Raw genomic sequence first — 16,387 nt, 5'->3', positions numbered from 1 at the left:
AAATTAAAAATTAAAATTATTTTCAATTACCTCAATTGCAGAGTTGTAGGTTACTTTTTTATTTTTTGCCTTAGAAAAAATAAAATCTATCCTCCCTAAATTTATACCAGCAAACCCAACTTGGTTCACTAAAGTTTCTTGTCCGTTTTTATTTACCACACTTTCTGGGGCGCTTAAAAATGTATGGGTATGTCCTCCAATTATTAAATCTGTATGATAAGTGCTTTGTGCCAAAACAATATCAGAAACCTTGTTTTCTTTATATTTAAAGCCTAAATGAGATAAGCAAATTACTAAATCGCATTTCTGATTAAGCTTTAAAAAATTTTCCATTTCTAAGGCTTTTGCAATAGGATTTAAGTATTTAGTATTGCCATATTGTTGCGAGTTTACCAAACCATTTAGCTCTATTCCAAGACCATAAACACCAATCTTAATTCCGTCTTTATTGAAGATTTGATAGCCCTTAGATTTGCCTTCCATTGGGGTGTCTATAAAATCATAATTGGCATTTAAAAAAGGGAAATTTGCATGTGGTAATTGTTTTACAAAACCTTCTATGCCGTTGTCAAAATCATGGTTACCCATGATGCTTGCATCATAGCCCATCATGCTCATTATTTTGATTTCTAATTCGCCTCCATAAAAGTTAAAATAGGGTGTTCCTTGAAAAATATCACCAGCATCTAACAGTAAAATATTTTTCTCTTCGCTTCTGATTTTATTAATTAAAGTCGCCCTTGGCGCAACACCACCTTTACCTGCATTTCTTGAGCCATCCATAGGGAATGGGTCAATTCTGCTATGGACATCGTTGGTATGTAGTATGGTTAATTTTGTAAAATCATCTTTTGCAAAAACACTATCGCTTTTAAAGCCTAATGCTAATAAAGCTGCTCCGGTTAAACCGCTTTTTAAAAAATTACGTCTATTTAATTGTGATTCTTCCATCTTTAACAGGATTTAATGTTTCGCCAGCTTTTTGTTTTTTCTCTAAATATTGAAATAAGGCATCTCTTAACTTATAAGTTAAATCTGTACGGGCAATTGCTTTATTAAAAATAGCCCCTCCATCGCCTCCGTTAGCCATATAATCGGAAGTTAAAACGGTGTAGTTTTTTGTAATATCAAATGCGACTCCATTGATACTAATATCTATAGCTTTTTTATTATCGATGGTGAATTTTGCCCCAGAAATGGGGTCTCCACCACCTTCAGCAAGGTAGTTAAAAAAAGCTTGTACATCTTCTCCTTTAAAAGTTACCAAAGTAAAAGCGTTTTCAAAAGGCATGAGTTCAAATATTTTATAACGATAAATATTGCCTTTAGGCAAAGGAATTCTTAAGCCACCGTAGTTGGTATAAGCAAAATCGAATTTAATATTCCAATCTTTGGCACTTTGATACATAGCATCAGCAAAAAAATTATTTAAAGGACCTTCAGGTTGTGCTTTTTGTATCTCTTTACTGCTTACAACCACAACATCATTCATCATAGAGTCTAACTTTTGTTTGTATGGTTGGTAGTAAGAAGTTATAGCAACATCTGGTTTTATTTCTTCTGATATTGGATAGAGCTGCTTTTTTGTTTCCGTTAATTGTAGTTTCGGACTACATGCAGCTAATAACGCAACGGCTATTATTCCGGTTAAAAATTTAAATTTTCGCATTTTGTTATTTGAAATTTATGTTTTTTGTACTGTGGGTTCTATGTGTTAAAAATTTTCATTTGTTGTAAACGTTATAATGTTTTGTGGTTATTTTTTTCTCCCGCAGATTTCGCAGATTGGCGCAGAATTTTTGCAATTCAAAAAATTTTTTTCTCTGTGTTCTTCGCGTTCTCCTGTGGTTAATAAATCTTTTAATACTCCCCAAAAACCTCTCTAAGCGTATCTGCAATTTCGCCTAAAGTTGCATATTCTTCAACAGCAGATAAAATTAACGGCATTAAGTTATCGTTACCTTTTGCCGCAGTTTTTATTGCCGCTAGTTTTTCCGAAACTTTCTCGTTATTTCTTTCTGCTTTAAGCTGATTTATTTTTTCTATTTGTGATATACGAATGCTATCATCAACTCTAAAAACTTCTGGGTTTACTTTTTCTTCGGCAGTGTATTTATTTACACCAACAATAATTTGTTCACCACTTTCTATATCTTTTTGGTATTGATAAGCTGCCGATGCAATCTCATTCTGGATATATCCTTGCTCAATAGCTAACACAGAACCACCAATAGCATCTATTTTATCAATGTATTTTAGTGCTGCTGTTTCCATATCATCTGTTAAAGATTCTATAAAAAATGAGCCAGCTAAAGGATCTACTGTTTGTGTAACGCCACTTTCGTAAGCAATAATTTGTTGTGTTCTTAAAGCTATAGATGCGGCTTGTTCTGTTGGTAAAGACAAAGCTTCATCAAAACCATTGGTATGTAAAGATTGTGTGCCACCTAAAACTGCAGCCATTGCTTGGTTGGTAACCCTAACAATATTATTTATGGGCTGTTGTGCTGTTAATGTAGAACCACCAGTTTGTGTGTGAAAACGAAGTTGTTGCGCTTTTAAATCTGTAGAACCTAGTTCCTTAGTTATGTTTGCCCACATTCTTCTGGCTGCTCTAAACTTAGCAATCTCCTCAAAAAAGTTGTTGTGGCAGTTAAAAAAGAAAGATAATCGTTTAGAAAAAACATTGATATCTAACCCTTTATCTAAAGCAGCTTTTAAATAGGCTTTGCCATTAGCCAAAGTAAATGCCAGTTCTTGCACCGCCGTAGAACCTGCTTCCCTAATATGGTACCCAGAAATTGATATGGTATTCCATTTTGGTAATGAGTTACTGCAATATTCAAAAACATCTGTAATTAAACGCATAGATGCTTTTGGAGGATAAATATAAGTTCCTCTTGCAGCGTATTCTTTTAAAATATCGTTTTGGATGGTACCAGATATTTTAGATAAATCTGCACCTTGTTTTTTTGCTAAAGCAATATACATGGCTAATAATGTTGATGCTGTTGCATTAATAGTCATAGAAGTAGTGATGTTTTCTAATTGAATACCATCAAACAACTCTTCCATATCTTTTAAAGAATCTATGGCAACTCCAACTTTCCCTACTTCGCCTTCTGCTAAATCATGGTTACTGTCATAACCTATTTGTGTAGGTAAATCAAAAGCTACAGAAAGTCCGGTTGTACCTTGTTTTAATAAATAGTGATAACGCTTGTTAGATTCGGCCGCTGTTGAAAAACCAGCATACTGTCGCATAGTCCACAACCGGCCACGGTACATGTCTTTTTGTATCCCACGGGTAAATGGAAACTCGGCAGGCAATTCTTCCATCGGCCTGCAAGTAGTGTAAACCTTTTTAATTTCTATACCAGATGATGTTTTAATTTTATTTTCAGACATGTAAAATAGTTAAAGCTCTTGAATTTCATTTCGCATTACTTGCAAAGCTAAATCGTACGGATTTTCTTCAAGACCTTCTAATTTAGCGAAAATGATTTTACTTAATTCTACTGCTGAGGCTTCAGGATGTAAATTTGTTACAGCATGTTTAACAATACTTAAGGTATCTTCTTTTACTCTGCTAATAATATTCCACGCTGTTGTACTTATATAAAGTTGCTGAGAGATATTGTGTTGGTACTCTGCCCTAATTTCTGAAATAATAGCACTCTGAATTTCTCTGGCCGTCATGCCAGGTTGGTGCAAGCGTATTAATAAATTTGAAGGATTTATACGATCAATAAAAAGTGTTAAACGCTCATAAGCTTGCAGTTTTAAAGGTAAAATATCTTTTACTACTAAGGTTTTATACTCTAATTCTTTTAAATTATAGTAAGTATCAAACTGATTTTTTAAAAGAAAATAAGCTGCAAAAAAGACAAATAAACCTGAAAGGGTATATTTTAAGACATCTAAAAAGAAAACAGAAATATCCATTATGTATTGTAAGTTATTGGTAATAAAATTTTAATAAAAAACAAAAATCTACATTTTGCCTTATATTTGTATTAAATAATTTGTTTATGAGCACAGCAGTAGAAACAGCAGCACCAGTAAGTTTAACCGAAGGTGCAAAAAAAGAAGTTAAAAAGTTAATGTCACAGCAAGAATTAGATGCAACATTTGGTTTACGTTTAGGCGTTGAAGGAGGTGGTTGTTCTGGAATGACTTATGTTTTAGGTTTTGACCAAATAAAAGAAGGAGATAGTGAGTATGATATTGATGGGATTAGGGTTTTTATGCACAAAGCCCATGGCTTATACCTAGCCGGTATGCAAGTTGATTTTCAGCAAGGCTTAAACGCCCGAGGATTTGTTTTTAATAATCCAAATGCCAGCAGCACTTGCGGTTGTGGTACCAGCTTTTCTGTTTAAATTTTATTTTTGATTAATTATATAAGATGCTAGTCTTTTTTAAGACTGGCATTTTTTGTTTAAAAGCATTTTTTGAATTCAAATCATTGATGTAAAATAATTTGTAATTTTTTGTTCAATTTTAAAATATTCGGCATACTTTTTATTTGACAAATAACAATCAATATTTGTAAATTTTAAATTGTTATATGTTAGTTGTTTTAGCGCTTTTAAAGAATTTAACTTTCAAACTTTCTGTTTGGGCTTTTAGTATTTTTATCATCTTTTTCAATTGTTAAGGCTAATTTATAATGTTTAAACATTTGTAAATAAAATAAACTTCTTGGCTTTAATCTTCGGCTAAATATCTAATTGGTTTTCCGCAACCAATTTCTCATCCACTTTAATAAATCAACCCTTTTCTTATACATCCAGTCAATTTTAATTTAATTAACTTTATTGAGTTCTGTTTTTTGAAATAAAAATGTAACAAAAGGTAGCGAGTAATTGTCTTACCGTATATTTGCTTTATTTAGCCCTCAATTACCCTGCATGGATAATATAGAAATTGTAAAAGTTGCATTGCAATCTATCAAAAGTAACAAGTTAAGAACTTTTTTAACAGCCTTAATTATAGCTATTGGTTTGATGGCTTTGGTAGGTATTTTAACCTCAATTGATGCCATTAAAGGTTCATTAAATAATACTTTTTCAAGTATGGGCGCAAACTCTTTTACCATACGTAACCGCGGTACAGGTATAAGGATTGGAGGTAATGGAAGCAGGCCCAAACGTTGGCCAGTAATTACTTACAGGCAAGCTATTGATTTTAAAGAACGTTATACAGTACCTTCTATGGTTTCTGTTAACACGTTTGCATCTTTTGCCGCAACTGTAAAATATGGTAACGAAAAAACCAACCCTAATATTTCTGTTTTAGGAGCAGATGCAGCTTATATTTATACAGGAGGCTATAAAATTGCAGAAGGACGTAATTTTTCTAACAGTGAAATGGAGTTTGGTGCAAGCGTAGTTATTATTGGAGACGAGATTAAACAAAAGTTTTTTAAGAATGAAAGTCCAGTTGATAAAACCATAACCATTGGTTCTAATAAGTTTAGGGTAATTGGTGTTTTTGAAGCAAAAGGCTCTAGCATGGGTTTTGGTGGCGATAAAGTTTGTGTAATTCCTATTGTTAGAGGGCGGCAAATTATGACCAGTAGTAACCCAACTTATACCATTTCTGTAATGGTTACAGACCCTACTCAAATGGATTATGCATCTGGAGAAGCAACAGCCCTAATGAGGAAAATAAGAACTTTAACCATACAAGAAGATAGTAATTTTGAAATTACTAAAAGCGATGCCATTGCCGAAACCTTAATTAGTAATTTAAAGTTCGTACAAATTGCAGGTATAGCTATAGGTTTAATCACTCTTATTGGTGCGGCTATAGCATTAATGAATATTATGATGGTTTCTGTAACAGAACGTACCCGCGAAATTGGAGTACGTAAAGCAATAGGTGCAAACCCAAGTTTAATACGTAAACAATTTTTATACGAAGCCATTGTAATTTGTTTATTAGGTGGTGGTGTTGGTATATTTTTAGGTATTGTTATGGGTAATTTATTAGCGGTAGCCATGGGTGCTGCCTTCTTAATTCCTTGGTTATGGATATTTATTGGTTTGGTAGCTTGTGTTGGTACAGGTTTAGCATCTGGGATTATTCCAGCATCTAAAGCTTCTAAATTAGATCCTATTGATGCTTTACGCTATGAATAAAAGCTAATAATTTCTTTTTTATTCTTTGCTGTATTTGTAGATGATTATTTTGCATAGATGAAAAAAACATATTTACTATTATTTTCTTTTCTATTAATAGTTATCACAGTTAAGGCACAAAACTTAGCTACTCAATTAAAAACTGCTTATGCTGCTTTTGCTAAAACCGATGCACTCAAATATGGTAGCGTTTCTTTTACGGTTTTAGATTCAAAAACTGGAACGTTAATATTTGGCGAGAAAGAAAATACCGGATTAGCAACTGCCTCAACTTTAAAAACCATTACATCTGCCACAGCTTTAGAATTATTAGGAGAAGATTTTACCTTTAAAACCGAAGTATTTTATAGTGGAGAAATTGTTGAAGGAATACTAAATGGAGATTTAATAATTAAAGGCGGTGGAGACCCGACTTTAGGAAGTGAACGTTGGGACAAAACAAAGAAACTCCAAATCCTCAATAAAATATTATTTAGCTTACAGCAAAAAGGTATTAAAATAATTAAGGGAAATATCATTGCTGATGCTTCTGCGTGGGACACACAATCTTTACCCACAGGTTGGATATGGCAAGACATAGGCAATTATTATGGTGCCGGAACATCTGCTTTATGCTGGGGAGAAAACCAGTTTGATCTTAATTTTACACCAGGTAAAACCTTAGGCTCGGCTGTAGAAATTGGTGATATAAGTAAAACTTATCCTTTCTTAAAGTTTGTAAATGAAATAACCACTGGTAAATATGGATCTGGTGATAATGTTTATGCATATTCTGCACCTTATACCAATCTAATTTATTTAAGAGGTACTTACGGAATTGATTTGAAGAAGGAAATTGGATTATCATTACCAGAACCCAGCTTGGCAATGGCTCATGATGTTTCCGAATTTTTAAAAGGCAATGGATATGAAACTAAATTTATCCAATCGGTAAGAGTTCCGTCTAATATTAAAGATGTAAAACCTCTTCTTACCATTACATCGCCACCGTTAAGGGAAATTATTTATTGGTTTAACAAAAAAAGCATCAATTTATTTGGAGAGCAATTCATCAGAACTTTAGGGGCTAAATTGGGGCAAAATGCATCTACAATTGAAGGGTTAAAGGTTTTAAAAGATTTTTGGAAAACAAAAGGAATTGATCCAGAAACCTTAAATATTTATGATGGAAGTGGTCTTTCGCCGGCAAATAGGGTAAATAGTTTAACAATGGCTAAAATATTAGCGTACGCTAACCAGCAAAAATGGTTTAAAACTTATTATGATAGTTTTCCGCTATATAACAATCAAAAAATGAAAAGCGGAACAATAGCCAATGTTTTAGGATATGCAGGTTATGCAGGCCAAGAAAATAATATTTGCTTCTCTCTAATAATCAATAATTATTCGGGCAGCGCAGCTCAAATGAGGCAAAAAATGTATACGCTGTTAAATACTTTAAAATAATTAAAGTATAATTTTAAAAGTTGCCCCCTTATTTTCTCCATCACTAAAAGCCAAAAGCTGACCGTTTAATTGGTTAATGGTTCTTTTACAAAGGTGTAAACCTAAACCAACAGAAGGTTCTTTTTCGGTACCTTCTCGGCCTACATTTCTTGCATCTTTAAATATATTTTTGCTATAAGCTTCAGAAAAACCAATTCCCTTATCTTCTACTATAATCTCTATATGATTATCTTTTTTGAGAGTGCTAATTTTAATTTCTTGCCCTCTGTAAGAAAATTTTATAGCGTTAGAAATTAAATTCTGAACAACTAATGCTATTTTATTTTTGTTTTTATTGCTTGTAATTTTCTCTTCTGTTAGGTTTAACGTTACTGTAATGTTCTTTTTAGCAACAGCTAAATTTGTTACTTCAAGTTCAGTTTTAACCAATTCATTTACATCAAAAGGAGCGTTTTCTAGCTGTTTTAAATCGGTATTCACCATTAGTTGCACCAGTAATTCGCTCAAATTTTGTAATTGTAATTTTGTGATAGATTCAATTTTATCAACATAAATAATATCGCTCTCTTTATCAATACGTATCAATTCGCAAAAACCCAAAATTTGATTAAGCGGAGTTCTTAAATTGTGCGAAACTAAAGTTGTAATTTCTTGTTTCTTTAATATGAGCATCTAAAAAAGTTATCGTTTTTTGAAGCGAATGCATTAAAACGCCAACTTCATCTTTGTAAATTGTAGGTAATTGCGGTAGGTGGCTGTTGTTTAAATAGTTGTTTAAAGCATTTTTACTAATATTTAGTGGTTTAAGTAAGCCGTTTAATATATATAAAGTAATTGTTGTGGCAATTAATGTAAATACTAATGCTATTATAAATATTAAACTTTTTGAAATTTCAGTAGATGGACTATTAATTAACAGTATAATTAAACTAATTAACGGAATATGAATACCTATAAACGCTACAAAAAGAAATTTTAGACTATAATTGTTTTTTATTACTGGTATTTTGGAAAGCGTGTAGTATATATTACTCATATTTAAAAGTGAAATTGTTTTATTATTACGTAATTGATGGATTTATGGTTGTATATTTTTTTATTTTGATAAATGCCTAAAGCTATCATAGTTGGAGCAGGTTTAGCTGGAATTGCAAGTGCGATAAGATTATCCATTAAAGGTTATGAAGTTGCCGTTTATGAAGCTAATGATTATGCGGGGGGTAAACTTTCTGATTTTAAACAGGGAGATTTTAGGTTTGATGCAGGGCCAAGCTTATTTACCATGCCCCAATATGTTGACGAATTATTTGAATTAGCCGGAAAAAACCCTAAAGATGATTTTGAATATGAAAAATTGGATACAATTTGTAAATATTTTTGGGATGATAAAACCACATTAACCGCTTTTGCCGATGTTGATAAATTTGCAACAGAAGTTGAAGAAAACACAAAATCTGATGCTAAAGAGTTAAAAAACTTTTTAAAAAAGAGCGAGACAATTTATGATATCACTCACGAAGTTTTTTTAGAAAAGTCGCTGCATTTATTAAACACTTACACCAATACCAATACCGCAAAATCGTTTTTAAGATTTGGAGAAATTGATGCTTTTAGAACAATGGCAAAAGCAAACCAATCTTTTTTTAAAGATGATAAAATGGTACAATATGCCAACAGATTTGCTACGTACAACGGTTCAAACCCATACAAAGCACCTGCAACCTTAAATATTATTCCGCATTTAGAACAAAATTTTGGCGCTTATTTTCCAAAAGGAGGAATGTACGCTATTACAAAAAGTTTGGTAAAATTGGCTGAAGATTTAGGTGTTGTTTTTAAATATAATATAATTGTTGATGATATTGTTGTAGAAGATAAAATAGTAAAAGGCATTAAGGTTAAACAACAATTTATAGCTGCTGATGTAGTTATCTCTAACATGGACGTTTACTTTACTTATAAAAAGTTATTAAAAGATCAAAAGCAACCGCAACAAATTTTAAAACAAGAGCGCTCTAGTTCTGCCTTAATTTTTTATTGGGGTATAAAGCAAGAATTTAAACAACTAAGCCTGCATAATATTTTCTTTAGTAATAATTATAAGCAAGAGTTTGAAGCTATATTTAAAGATGAAAGTATTTGTAATGACCCAACAGTTTATGTAAACATAAGTTCAAAGTATCATATAGAAGATGCACCAAAAGGCTGCGAAAATTGGTTTACAATGGTAAATGTACCCAACAATACTGGCCAAAATTGGGAGACTTTAATTGCCGAAACTCGTAAAAACATCATCAAAAAACTGAATAAAAATTTAGAGGTAGATTTAGAAAATCTGATAGAAAATGAAAGTATTTTAGATCCTCGAACCATAGAAAGTAAAACATCATCATTTAGAGGTTCTTTGTACGGCACAAGTTCAAACAATCAGTTTGCAGCTTTTTTGCGGCATGCTAATTTTAGCAAACAAATAAAAAACTTATATTTTGTAGGTGGTAGTGTGCATCCAGGAGGTGGCATTCCTTTAGCATTATTATCTGCAAAAATTGTTGCGGATATGGTGAAGGAGCATTAAAACAGATGACTTTCTTTTTTAACCTAAAACAAAACCAAATGATTAAATTAGCTATTTAATAAAAAATGATTAAACCAAAGTCTAATAAAATAATTTACACCTTTTTTTCTTGGTATATAGAGAAAATTATTAAAAAAGATTTTTCGGGTTTTGATTTTAACAAGGTGGAGTTTAGCAAAGAAAAATCTATTCTTTTATTGGCAAATCATTTTAGTTGGTGGGATGGTTTTTTGCTTTTCCACTTAAATAAAATTTATTTTAAAAAAAACTTTCATGTAATGGTATTAGAGGATACAGCTAAAAAAGTTAGTTTTTTAAAGTATTTGGGGGCATTTAGTATTCAAAGAAATGCTAAAAGTTTAATAGAATCTTTAGATTATGCCGGCAAACTTTTAGACAAGCCAGATAACTTGGTTTTGATATTTCCACAAGGAGAATTATATTCATCACATTCAAAAACTGTTAATTTTGAAAAAGGAGTTTCAAAAATCATCAATGCATCAACCAAAGGCTTCGATTATCTTTTTGCCGTTATATTAACAGATTATTTTGATCAGCGTAAAGCAAGTATTAAAATATTTTTAGAAAACTGGGAAGCACCAGAGTTTACAAGCTTGCAAGTATTAAAAAGTGCTTTTAATAAGCATTATGAAAATGCTAAAAAGCTACAATCAGAAATTAAAGTTTAAGCATGCTCTACTTTTTTTACATCATATTTTTCTTCCTGATTTTAAGATTTACAGTTACCCTTTTTAACTTTATATCAAACCCAAAATTAACACGTTCGCCAGTTAATTTTACTGATTTAGTATCCATACTTATCCCAGCCAGAAACGAAGAAGAAAATATTTTAAACCTTCTGCAATCTATAAAAAACCAAAACTATAAAAATATTGAAGTATTTATTTTAGATGATCAATCTGATGATGATACATTTAAACTTTGCAGCCAATTTTGCGAAAAAGAAACAAACTTTACAGTTTTAAGAGGCGAAGATTTGCCAAAAGATTGGTTAGGAAAAAACTATGCTTGCCATCAATTGGCTGCAAAAGCTAACGGTAAATATTTACTTTTTTTAGATGCAGATGAAGAAATAAAAGATGGCTTAATACACAATGCACTTTACCGTATGCAAATAGGCAAATTAAGCTTGCTAAGTTTGTTTACCAACCAAATTACTGTTACCGTTGGCGAAAAAGCGGTGGTGCCTTTAATGCACTTTTTACTGTTAAATTTACTTCCATTAAGGTTGGTGAGGTTATCGCCAATGCCAGCTTTTGCTGCTGCAAGCGGGCAGTTTATGTTGTTTAATGCAGCACATTATCACAAACATCAATGGCATAAATTAGTAAAAAACAAGGTGGTTGAAGATGTGGAAATTATGAAAACAATAAAGCTTGAAAAGCTAAACGGAGAAGCTTTATTGGCAAACGGATACATTTATTGCCGTATGTATAAAAATTATAAAGAATCTGTAAATGGTTTTAGTAAAAATATTTTAGCAGGTTTTGGCAATAGCGCAATAGGTTTAATATTTTACATTATTTTAGTGGTTTTGGGGCCAATTTTTATCTTGTTTTTCTTAAACTTACAATTGTTTTATTTTGCCTTAACTTTAATTATTTTTAGCCGCGTTATGATTTCACTTTTGGCAGGGCAAAATGTACTTACAAACCTGCTATATCACTTGTTTCAAATGTTTAATTTGTTGTTGTTAGCGGTAGTTTCTATAAAAAAATCATTCAATAAATCCATTAGTTGGAAAGGGAGAACAATTAATACATGAAATATCTAGAAAAAGCATCTTTATCAAAAATCTTCATTATCCTGTTTCATATAGTTGGTTTTGTGGGTTTTTCTTTACCACATTTACAAGATTTTTTTATCTCATTAGTGCCGTTTCATTTGTTGTTAATGGCAGGTATTTTAATAGCTAACCAAAAAGAATACAATAAAAACTTTTGGCTAGGCATATCTTTTATTGCTGTTGCTGGTTATTTGGTAGAAGTAGTTGGGGTTGCAACCGGTAAAATATTTGGCTTTTATGTTTATGGGGAAACTTTAGGTTTTAAGTTAGCTAATGTGCCTTTGTTAATAGGCGTAAATTGGGTAATTCTTGTTTTTGCTGTTGGCGCAGTATTAAAAAAATATTTTAAACACATGCGCACCTTAAAATCGGCAGTAGCGGCGGTTATTTTGGTTTTTATAGATTTTTTAATAGAACCAGTTGCGGTAAAATTTGATTACTGGAGTTGGCAAGACAGTTTAATTCCGTTACAAAATTTTATAGGGTGGTTTTTTGTATCGTTTATATTTATGCGTATTTATTACGAATTAGAATTCCGCAAATCAAACCCAGTGGCATTAACTTTAGTAATTAGCCAAATTCTTTTTTTCATAGGTTTGAATCTGACCATGGTCTGACCAAACTTTTCTTATTTTTGTAAAAATAAATATTAATGGAGTACAATTTAAAAGTAACAATAGATCAAGATTCGGGATTTTGTTTCGGTGTTGTTTACGCTATTGATATGGCCGAAGAAATTTTAGCTGATGATGGTTATTTGTATTGCTTAGGCGATATTGTACATAATGATGAAGAGGTTATTAGGTTAAAGAAAAAAGGATTAAGAATTATTGATAATGATGACCTTAAAACTTTGTTTAACGAAAAAGTTTTGATAAGAGCCCACGGCGAAGCACCAGAAACTTACAAAGTTGCTTTAAAAAATAACATTACTTTAATAGATGCTTCTTGCCCGGTAGTTTTGAAACTTCAGAACAGAATAAAAACAACGCATGACGCTAAAGAAAAAGTTTTAATCTTTGGTAAACATGGGCATGCAGAAGTGATAGGTTTACAGGGGCAAACAAATAACGAAGCATTGGTTTTTCAGGATTTGGCCGAGTTGGATAATGTTGATTTACCTAAATCTTTTACTTTATACAGCCAAACAACAAAATCAACTGATAAGTTTTACGAAATTAAAAATGAGTTGCTAGGTAGGGGTTACGATATAAAAGCCAATGATACCATTTGCCGCCAAGTATCTAACAGAGATAAAGAACTGCCTAATTTTGTAAAGAAATTTGATAAAATTGTTTTTGTATCTGGTAAAAAATCATCTAATGGAAAGGTGCTTTACGAGGTTTGTAAAAGACACAACCCTGCAACTTATTTTATTAGCAACGCTAATGATTTAGAAAAAGCAATGTTTAACGTTAGCGATAAAATTGGAATTTGTGGCGCAACATCTACACCAATGTGGCTAATGGAGCAAGTAAAAGAAATTTTAGAAGCTTATTAATAATTTAAAACGAGGTTAATAAATCGTTTTTAAAGAGTAGTTTGTTTTTTTCTTTCAAAAAATTCTATCATTAATTATCACATCAATAAAATTTGAAAAATAAAAAAGGCATATTAATGGCAACACTTATCATTGTATTATGGATGGTAAGTATAACTATGTTAATGCTTTCTGATTTTAGTTTTTTAAACCCACTTTTGTATGTTTTTGTATTGATACAAATGCATTTATATACAGGCTTATTTATTACAGCACATGATGCAATGCATGGTACAGTTGCTCCAAATAAGCCAAAATTAAATCTTTTTTTTGGGCAAACATGCACCTTGCTTTATGCACTTTTCCCTTTTAAAGCTTTATATGCAAAGCACCACGAACATCATGATTTTGTGCATAGCGCTAAAGACCCAGATTACCACGAAGGGAAATTTATAGTTTGGTATTATCATTTTATAAAACAGTATTTAAGTTGGAGGCAGGTAGTTTTAATGGCTATTATTTACAACGTTTTAAAAATTTATTTGCCAGAGAAAAACTTATTAATGTTTTGGGTGTTACCATCTTTATTAAGCACATTACAGCTTTTTTATTTTGGTACATATTTACCGCATAAAGGCGAACATCAAAATATATATCAATCAAATACACAATCAAAAAACCATGTTTGGGCATTTTTTAGCTGTTATTTTTTTGGCTATCATTATGAACATCATCAATCGCCGGGTACACCTTGGTGGAAACTTTGGCAAGTAAAGGAACAAAATTCAAGTACAAATAATGGGTAAAAAAGGTATATTATTGGTAAATCTGGGTACTCCAGATAGTCCGTCAACAGCAGATGTAAGAAAATATCTTGGTCAGTTTTTAATGGACGAACGGGTGATTGATATTAACGCAGTTGGGCGTACGCTTTTAGTTAAAGGAATTATTGTTCCTTTTAGAGGACCCAAATCGGCAAAAATTTATAAAGAAATTTGGACTAAAGAAGGTTCTCCATTACTTATTTATGGGCACAAAGTAAGAGATGAAATTGAAAAGAAATTAGGTAATGATTACCAAGTTGAATTGGCCATGCGTTACCAATCACCATCAATTGAGGATGCTATAGAACGTTTAAAACAAGATAAAGTAGATAGCATTAAGGTTGTTCCTCTGTTTCCTCAATATGCTTCTGCTTCAACAGGTTCTGTACACCAATTGGTAATGGAAATTGTGAGTAAATGGCAAGCTATACCACCCATTAATTTTGTGAGTAGCTATTATGACCACCCCGGAATGATTAAGGTTTTTGCAGATAATGCAAGAAAATATTTAGACCAAAAATGGGATCATATATTGTTTAGTTTCCATGGCATACCACAAAGGCAAATGCGTAAAGCAGATGTTTCTGGCCAACATTGTTTAAAAGTAAATGATTGTTGTGCAACACTTACAGAAAATAATAAGTTTTGCTACTCGGCACAATGTCACCATACAGCCCAATTAATTGCTAAAGATTTGGCTTTAACTCCTCAAGATTATACTTTGTGCTTCCAATCTAGGCTAGGTAACGACCCTTGGATGAAACCTTATACTTCAGATATTTTAAAAGAATTAGCAGATAAAGGAGTAAAACGTATTTTAGTTTTATGCCCGGCTTTTGTAGCAGATTGTTTAGAAACACTGTACGAAATTAGCGAAGAATACCAAGAAGAATTTGAAGAATTAGGGGGCGAAAAAGTACAATTGGTAGAGAGTTTAAACGATAACCCAGCATGGATTGATGCTTTGGAAGATATTATTTTGAATAAGTAGCTGAAGATAATTTTTTGAAATTGTTATAGTTAGTCTATTGGTTTTTGATTATTTATGAAATATAGATGTTAGATTAAAAGCACATTAAAATAGCCCCTAAACATACCTGATATTGGAATGTTTAGGGGTTTTTATTGGATATATGTAAGTTATAAGCAACCTTAACCTATACTAGACTGACTTTATAAAACCAAAAGATTTAAGTCTGTTCTTCTAACCCTTGTTTACTAAATCTTTCATACATTTATATATCAAAATTAGATACGGTTACTATATCAGTTATATCAATGACTAAGTCTGTATTTAAATCCTCTATCTTTTTAACTTTTCCCTCCTCAATATAATCTGAATATACTGATAAATAGTGAGTTGTGAATTTAAACTCTTTTGTTTCAGATGTTCTGTAGCCACTCAATGCTGGAATTATCCTAACATAATTGGAAATTGAGGGGATTGGTAACTCCTTTACCCAAGCGACATAGAATTTTCCGTTGTTGAGGGTAAATTGTAATAATGATTCTTCAACAAATGAATATTTCATCAATATTTCAAATTCATTACCAACGTCTTTAATTGACATTTGAATCCATTTTTTATCGCTCGAAAACTTATTGTATATAAAAGTAAATATCATTGATACTCCAACACTAAACAATGATGTTAAAGCATAAGGTTGTTCAAATGGTGAATAAGAATGTAGAATATTAAATAAATCAGGGGCTACTTGAAAAAATAGAGCTCTAAGTAAATAAGTTGAAATTATTATGCCAATACCCAACAAAACACTCTCAAATATTAATCTTTGCCTATCTAATCTCTGCTGATGAAATTTGAATAAATAGCACCTAGTTAAAAATATCCTGCAACAAGAGGTAAAATGAGGAGATTCAAAGGCATTTACATGCGTTTTAAGTGTCTTCTTTGCCTTTCATTTATCTCTCTTACCACATCTGAATCAAGTAATGCATGAATTGTATTTTTAACTCTGTCTTGTAATAAAAAATCTTTTGTTTCTACGTAAAGTCTACCACTTTTTGTTGACTTAACAATATCTCATATCTGTCCGAACAATTTCCGATTTCGTAAAACGGAATTATTAACTAATTGATTTACAGTTA

17 protein-coding genes are annotated in these 16,387 nt (G+C 31.6%); 10 read left to right on the top strand and 7 right to left on the bottom strand.

What is annotated here, in order from left to right:
• Nucleotides 1-3: 3 nt before the first annotated feature.
• The 4 genes from ACFSSE_RS07215 to ACFSSE_RS07200 all read right to left on the bottom strand — a co-directional run bounded on the left by ACFSSE_RS07215 (nt 4) and on the right by ACFSSE_RS07200 (nt 3,945).
• Nucleotides 4-951, bottom strand: a complete 948-nt coding sequence (locus tag ACFSSE_RS07215; RefSeq protein WP_379047450.1) for a metallophosphoesterase — start codon at nt 949-951, stop codon at nt 4-6.
• Nucleotides 929-1,669 (bottom strand): 5'-nucleotidase C-terminal domain-containing protein, encoded by a 741-nt coding sequence (locus tag ACFSSE_RS07210; protein ID WP_379047447.1) that lies wholly within the window; start codon nt 1,667-1,669, stop codon nt 929-931. Before ACFSSE_RS07210 ends, ACFSSE_RS07215 begins: the two co-directional genes overlap by 23 nt.
• A 191-nt stretch (nt 1,670-1,860) precedes the next feature.
• Nucleotides 1,861-3,408 (bottom strand): acyl-CoA mutase large subunit family protein, encoded by a 1,548-nt coding sequence (locus ACFSSE_RS07205; protein ID WP_379047444.1) that lies wholly within the window; start codon nt 3,406-3,408, stop codon nt 1,861-1,863.
• A gap of 9 nt (nt 3,409-3,417) precedes the next feature.
• Nucleotides 3,418-3,945 carry a DUF7935 family protein gene (locus ACFSSE_RS07200; RefSeq protein WP_379047441.1) on the bottom strand — a complete coding sequence of 176 codons (528 nt, stop codon included), beginning with the start codon at nt 3,943-3,945 and terminating at the stop codon, nt 3,418-3,420.
• Nucleotides 3,946-4,031: 86 nt separating this feature from the next.
• On the opposite strand from ACFSSE_RS07200, the gene ACFSSE_RS07195 reads away from it, so the two are divergent.
• From ACFSSE_RS07195 to dacB, 3 genes are all read left to right on the top strand, one after another.
• On the top strand, nt 4,032-4,382 hold the full coding sequence (locus tag ACFSSE_RS07195; RefSeq protein WP_379047438.1) for a HesB/IscA family protein: 351 nt from the start codon (nt 4,032-4,034) through the stop codon (nt 4,380-4,382).
• A gap of 531 nt (nt 4,383-4,913) precedes the next feature.
• The gene (locus ACFSSE_RS07190; RefSeq protein WP_379047435.1) at nt 4,914-6,146 is read left to right on the top strand and encodes an ABC transporter permease; all 1,233 of its coding nucleotides are present in this window, start codon (nt 4,914-4,916) and stop codon (nt 6,144-6,146) included.
• Between the two features lie 57 nt (nt 6,147-6,203).
• A complete protein-coding gene (gene dacB, locus ACFSSE_RS07185) occupies nt 6,204-7,592 on the top strand; it encodes a D-alanyl-D-alanine carboxypeptidase/D-alanyl-D-alanine endopeptidase (RefSeq protein ID WP_379047432.1) in 1,389 nt (462 codons plus the stop codon).
• Here dacB and ACFSSE_RS07180 read toward each other — a convergent pair whose 3' ends face one another.
• A complete protein-coding gene (locus ACFSSE_RS07180) occupies nt 7,593-8,264 on the bottom strand; it encodes a sensor histidine kinase (RefSeq protein WP_379047429.1) in 672 nt (223 codons plus the stop codon). It lies immediately after the preceding gene.
• Nucleotides 8,200-8,628: a hypothetical protein gene (locus ACFSSE_RS07175; protein ID WP_379047426.1), complete on the bottom strand. Its 429-nt coding sequence runs from the start codon at nt 8,626-8,628 to the stop codon at nt 8,200-8,202. Before ACFSSE_RS07175 ends, ACFSSE_RS07180 begins: the two co-directional genes overlap by 65 nt.
• A gap of 72 nt (nt 8,629-8,700) precedes the next feature.
• On the opposite strand from ACFSSE_RS07175, the gene crtD reads away from it, so the two are divergent.
• The 7 genes from crtD (at nt 8,701) to hemH (ending at nt 15,269) form a co-directional block, all read left to right on the top strand.
• Complete coding sequence (gene crtD / locus ACFSSE_RS07170; protein WP_379047423.1) at nt 8,701-10,167, top strand: 1-hydroxycarotenoid 3,4-desaturase CrtD; 1,467 nt, start codon at nt 8,701-8,703, stop codon at nt 10,165-10,167.
• A 65-nt stretch (nt 10,168-10,232) separates the two neighbouring features.
• A complete protein-coding gene (locus ACFSSE_RS07165) occupies nt 10,233-10,856 on the top strand; it encodes a lysophospholipid acyltransferase family protein (protein ID WP_379047420.1) in 624 nt (207 codons plus the stop codon).
• 2 nt (nt 10,857-10,858) lie between these two features.
• Entirely contained in the window at nt 10,859-11,953 is a 1,095-nt protein-coding gene (locus ACFSSE_RS07160; RefSeq protein ID WP_379047417.1) for a glycosyltransferase, read from the top strand.
• Entirely contained in the window at nt 11,950-12,591 is a 642-nt protein-coding gene (locus tag ACFSSE_RS07155) for a carotenoid biosynthesis protein (protein ID WP_379047414.1), read from the top strand. The genes ACFSSE_RS07160 and ACFSSE_RS07155 overlap by 4 nt, the downstream gene beginning before the upstream one ends.
• Nucleotides 12,592-12,626: 35 nt before the next feature.
• Nucleotides 12,627-13,475: a 4-hydroxy-3-methylbut-2-enyl diphosphate reductase gene (locus ACFSSE_RS07150; protein WP_379047410.1), complete on the top strand. Its 849-nt coding sequence runs from the start codon at nt 12,627-12,629 to the stop codon at nt 13,473-13,475.
• A 116-nt stretch (nt 13,476-13,591) separates the two neighbouring features.
• Complete coding sequence (locus tag ACFSSE_RS07145) at nt 13,592-14,260, top strand: fatty acid desaturase (protein ID WP_379047407.1); 669 nt, start codon at nt 13,592-13,594, stop codon at nt 14,258-14,260.
• A complete protein-coding gene (gene hemH, locus ACFSSE_RS07140; protein WP_379047404.1) occupies nt 14,253-15,269 on the top strand; it encodes a ferrochelatase in 1,017 nt (338 codons plus the stop codon). The genes ACFSSE_RS07145 and hemH overlap by 8 nt, the downstream gene beginning before the upstream one ends.
• Before the next feature lie 244 nt (nt 15,270-15,513).
• Here the strand turns inward: hemH and ACFSSE_RS07135 are convergent, their stop codons facing one another.
• Nucleotides 15,514-15,849: a hypothetical protein gene (locus ACFSSE_RS07135; RefSeq protein WP_379047401.1), complete on the bottom strand. Its 336-nt coding sequence runs from the start codon at nt 15,847-15,849 to the stop codon at nt 15,514-15,516.
• Nucleotides 15,850-16,387 lie beyond the last annotated feature (538 nt).

Origin of the sequence: Pedobacter alpinus (assembly GCF_042684645.1) — a bacterium.
GTDB classification, from domain to species: domain Bacteria; phylum Bacteroidota; class Bacteroidia; order Sphingobacteriales; family Sphingobacteriaceae; genus Pseudopedobacter; species Pseudopedobacter alpinus.
Note: the sequence above shows the minus strand (reverse complement) of the source record. Positions and strands in the feature narration are given on the sequence as shown.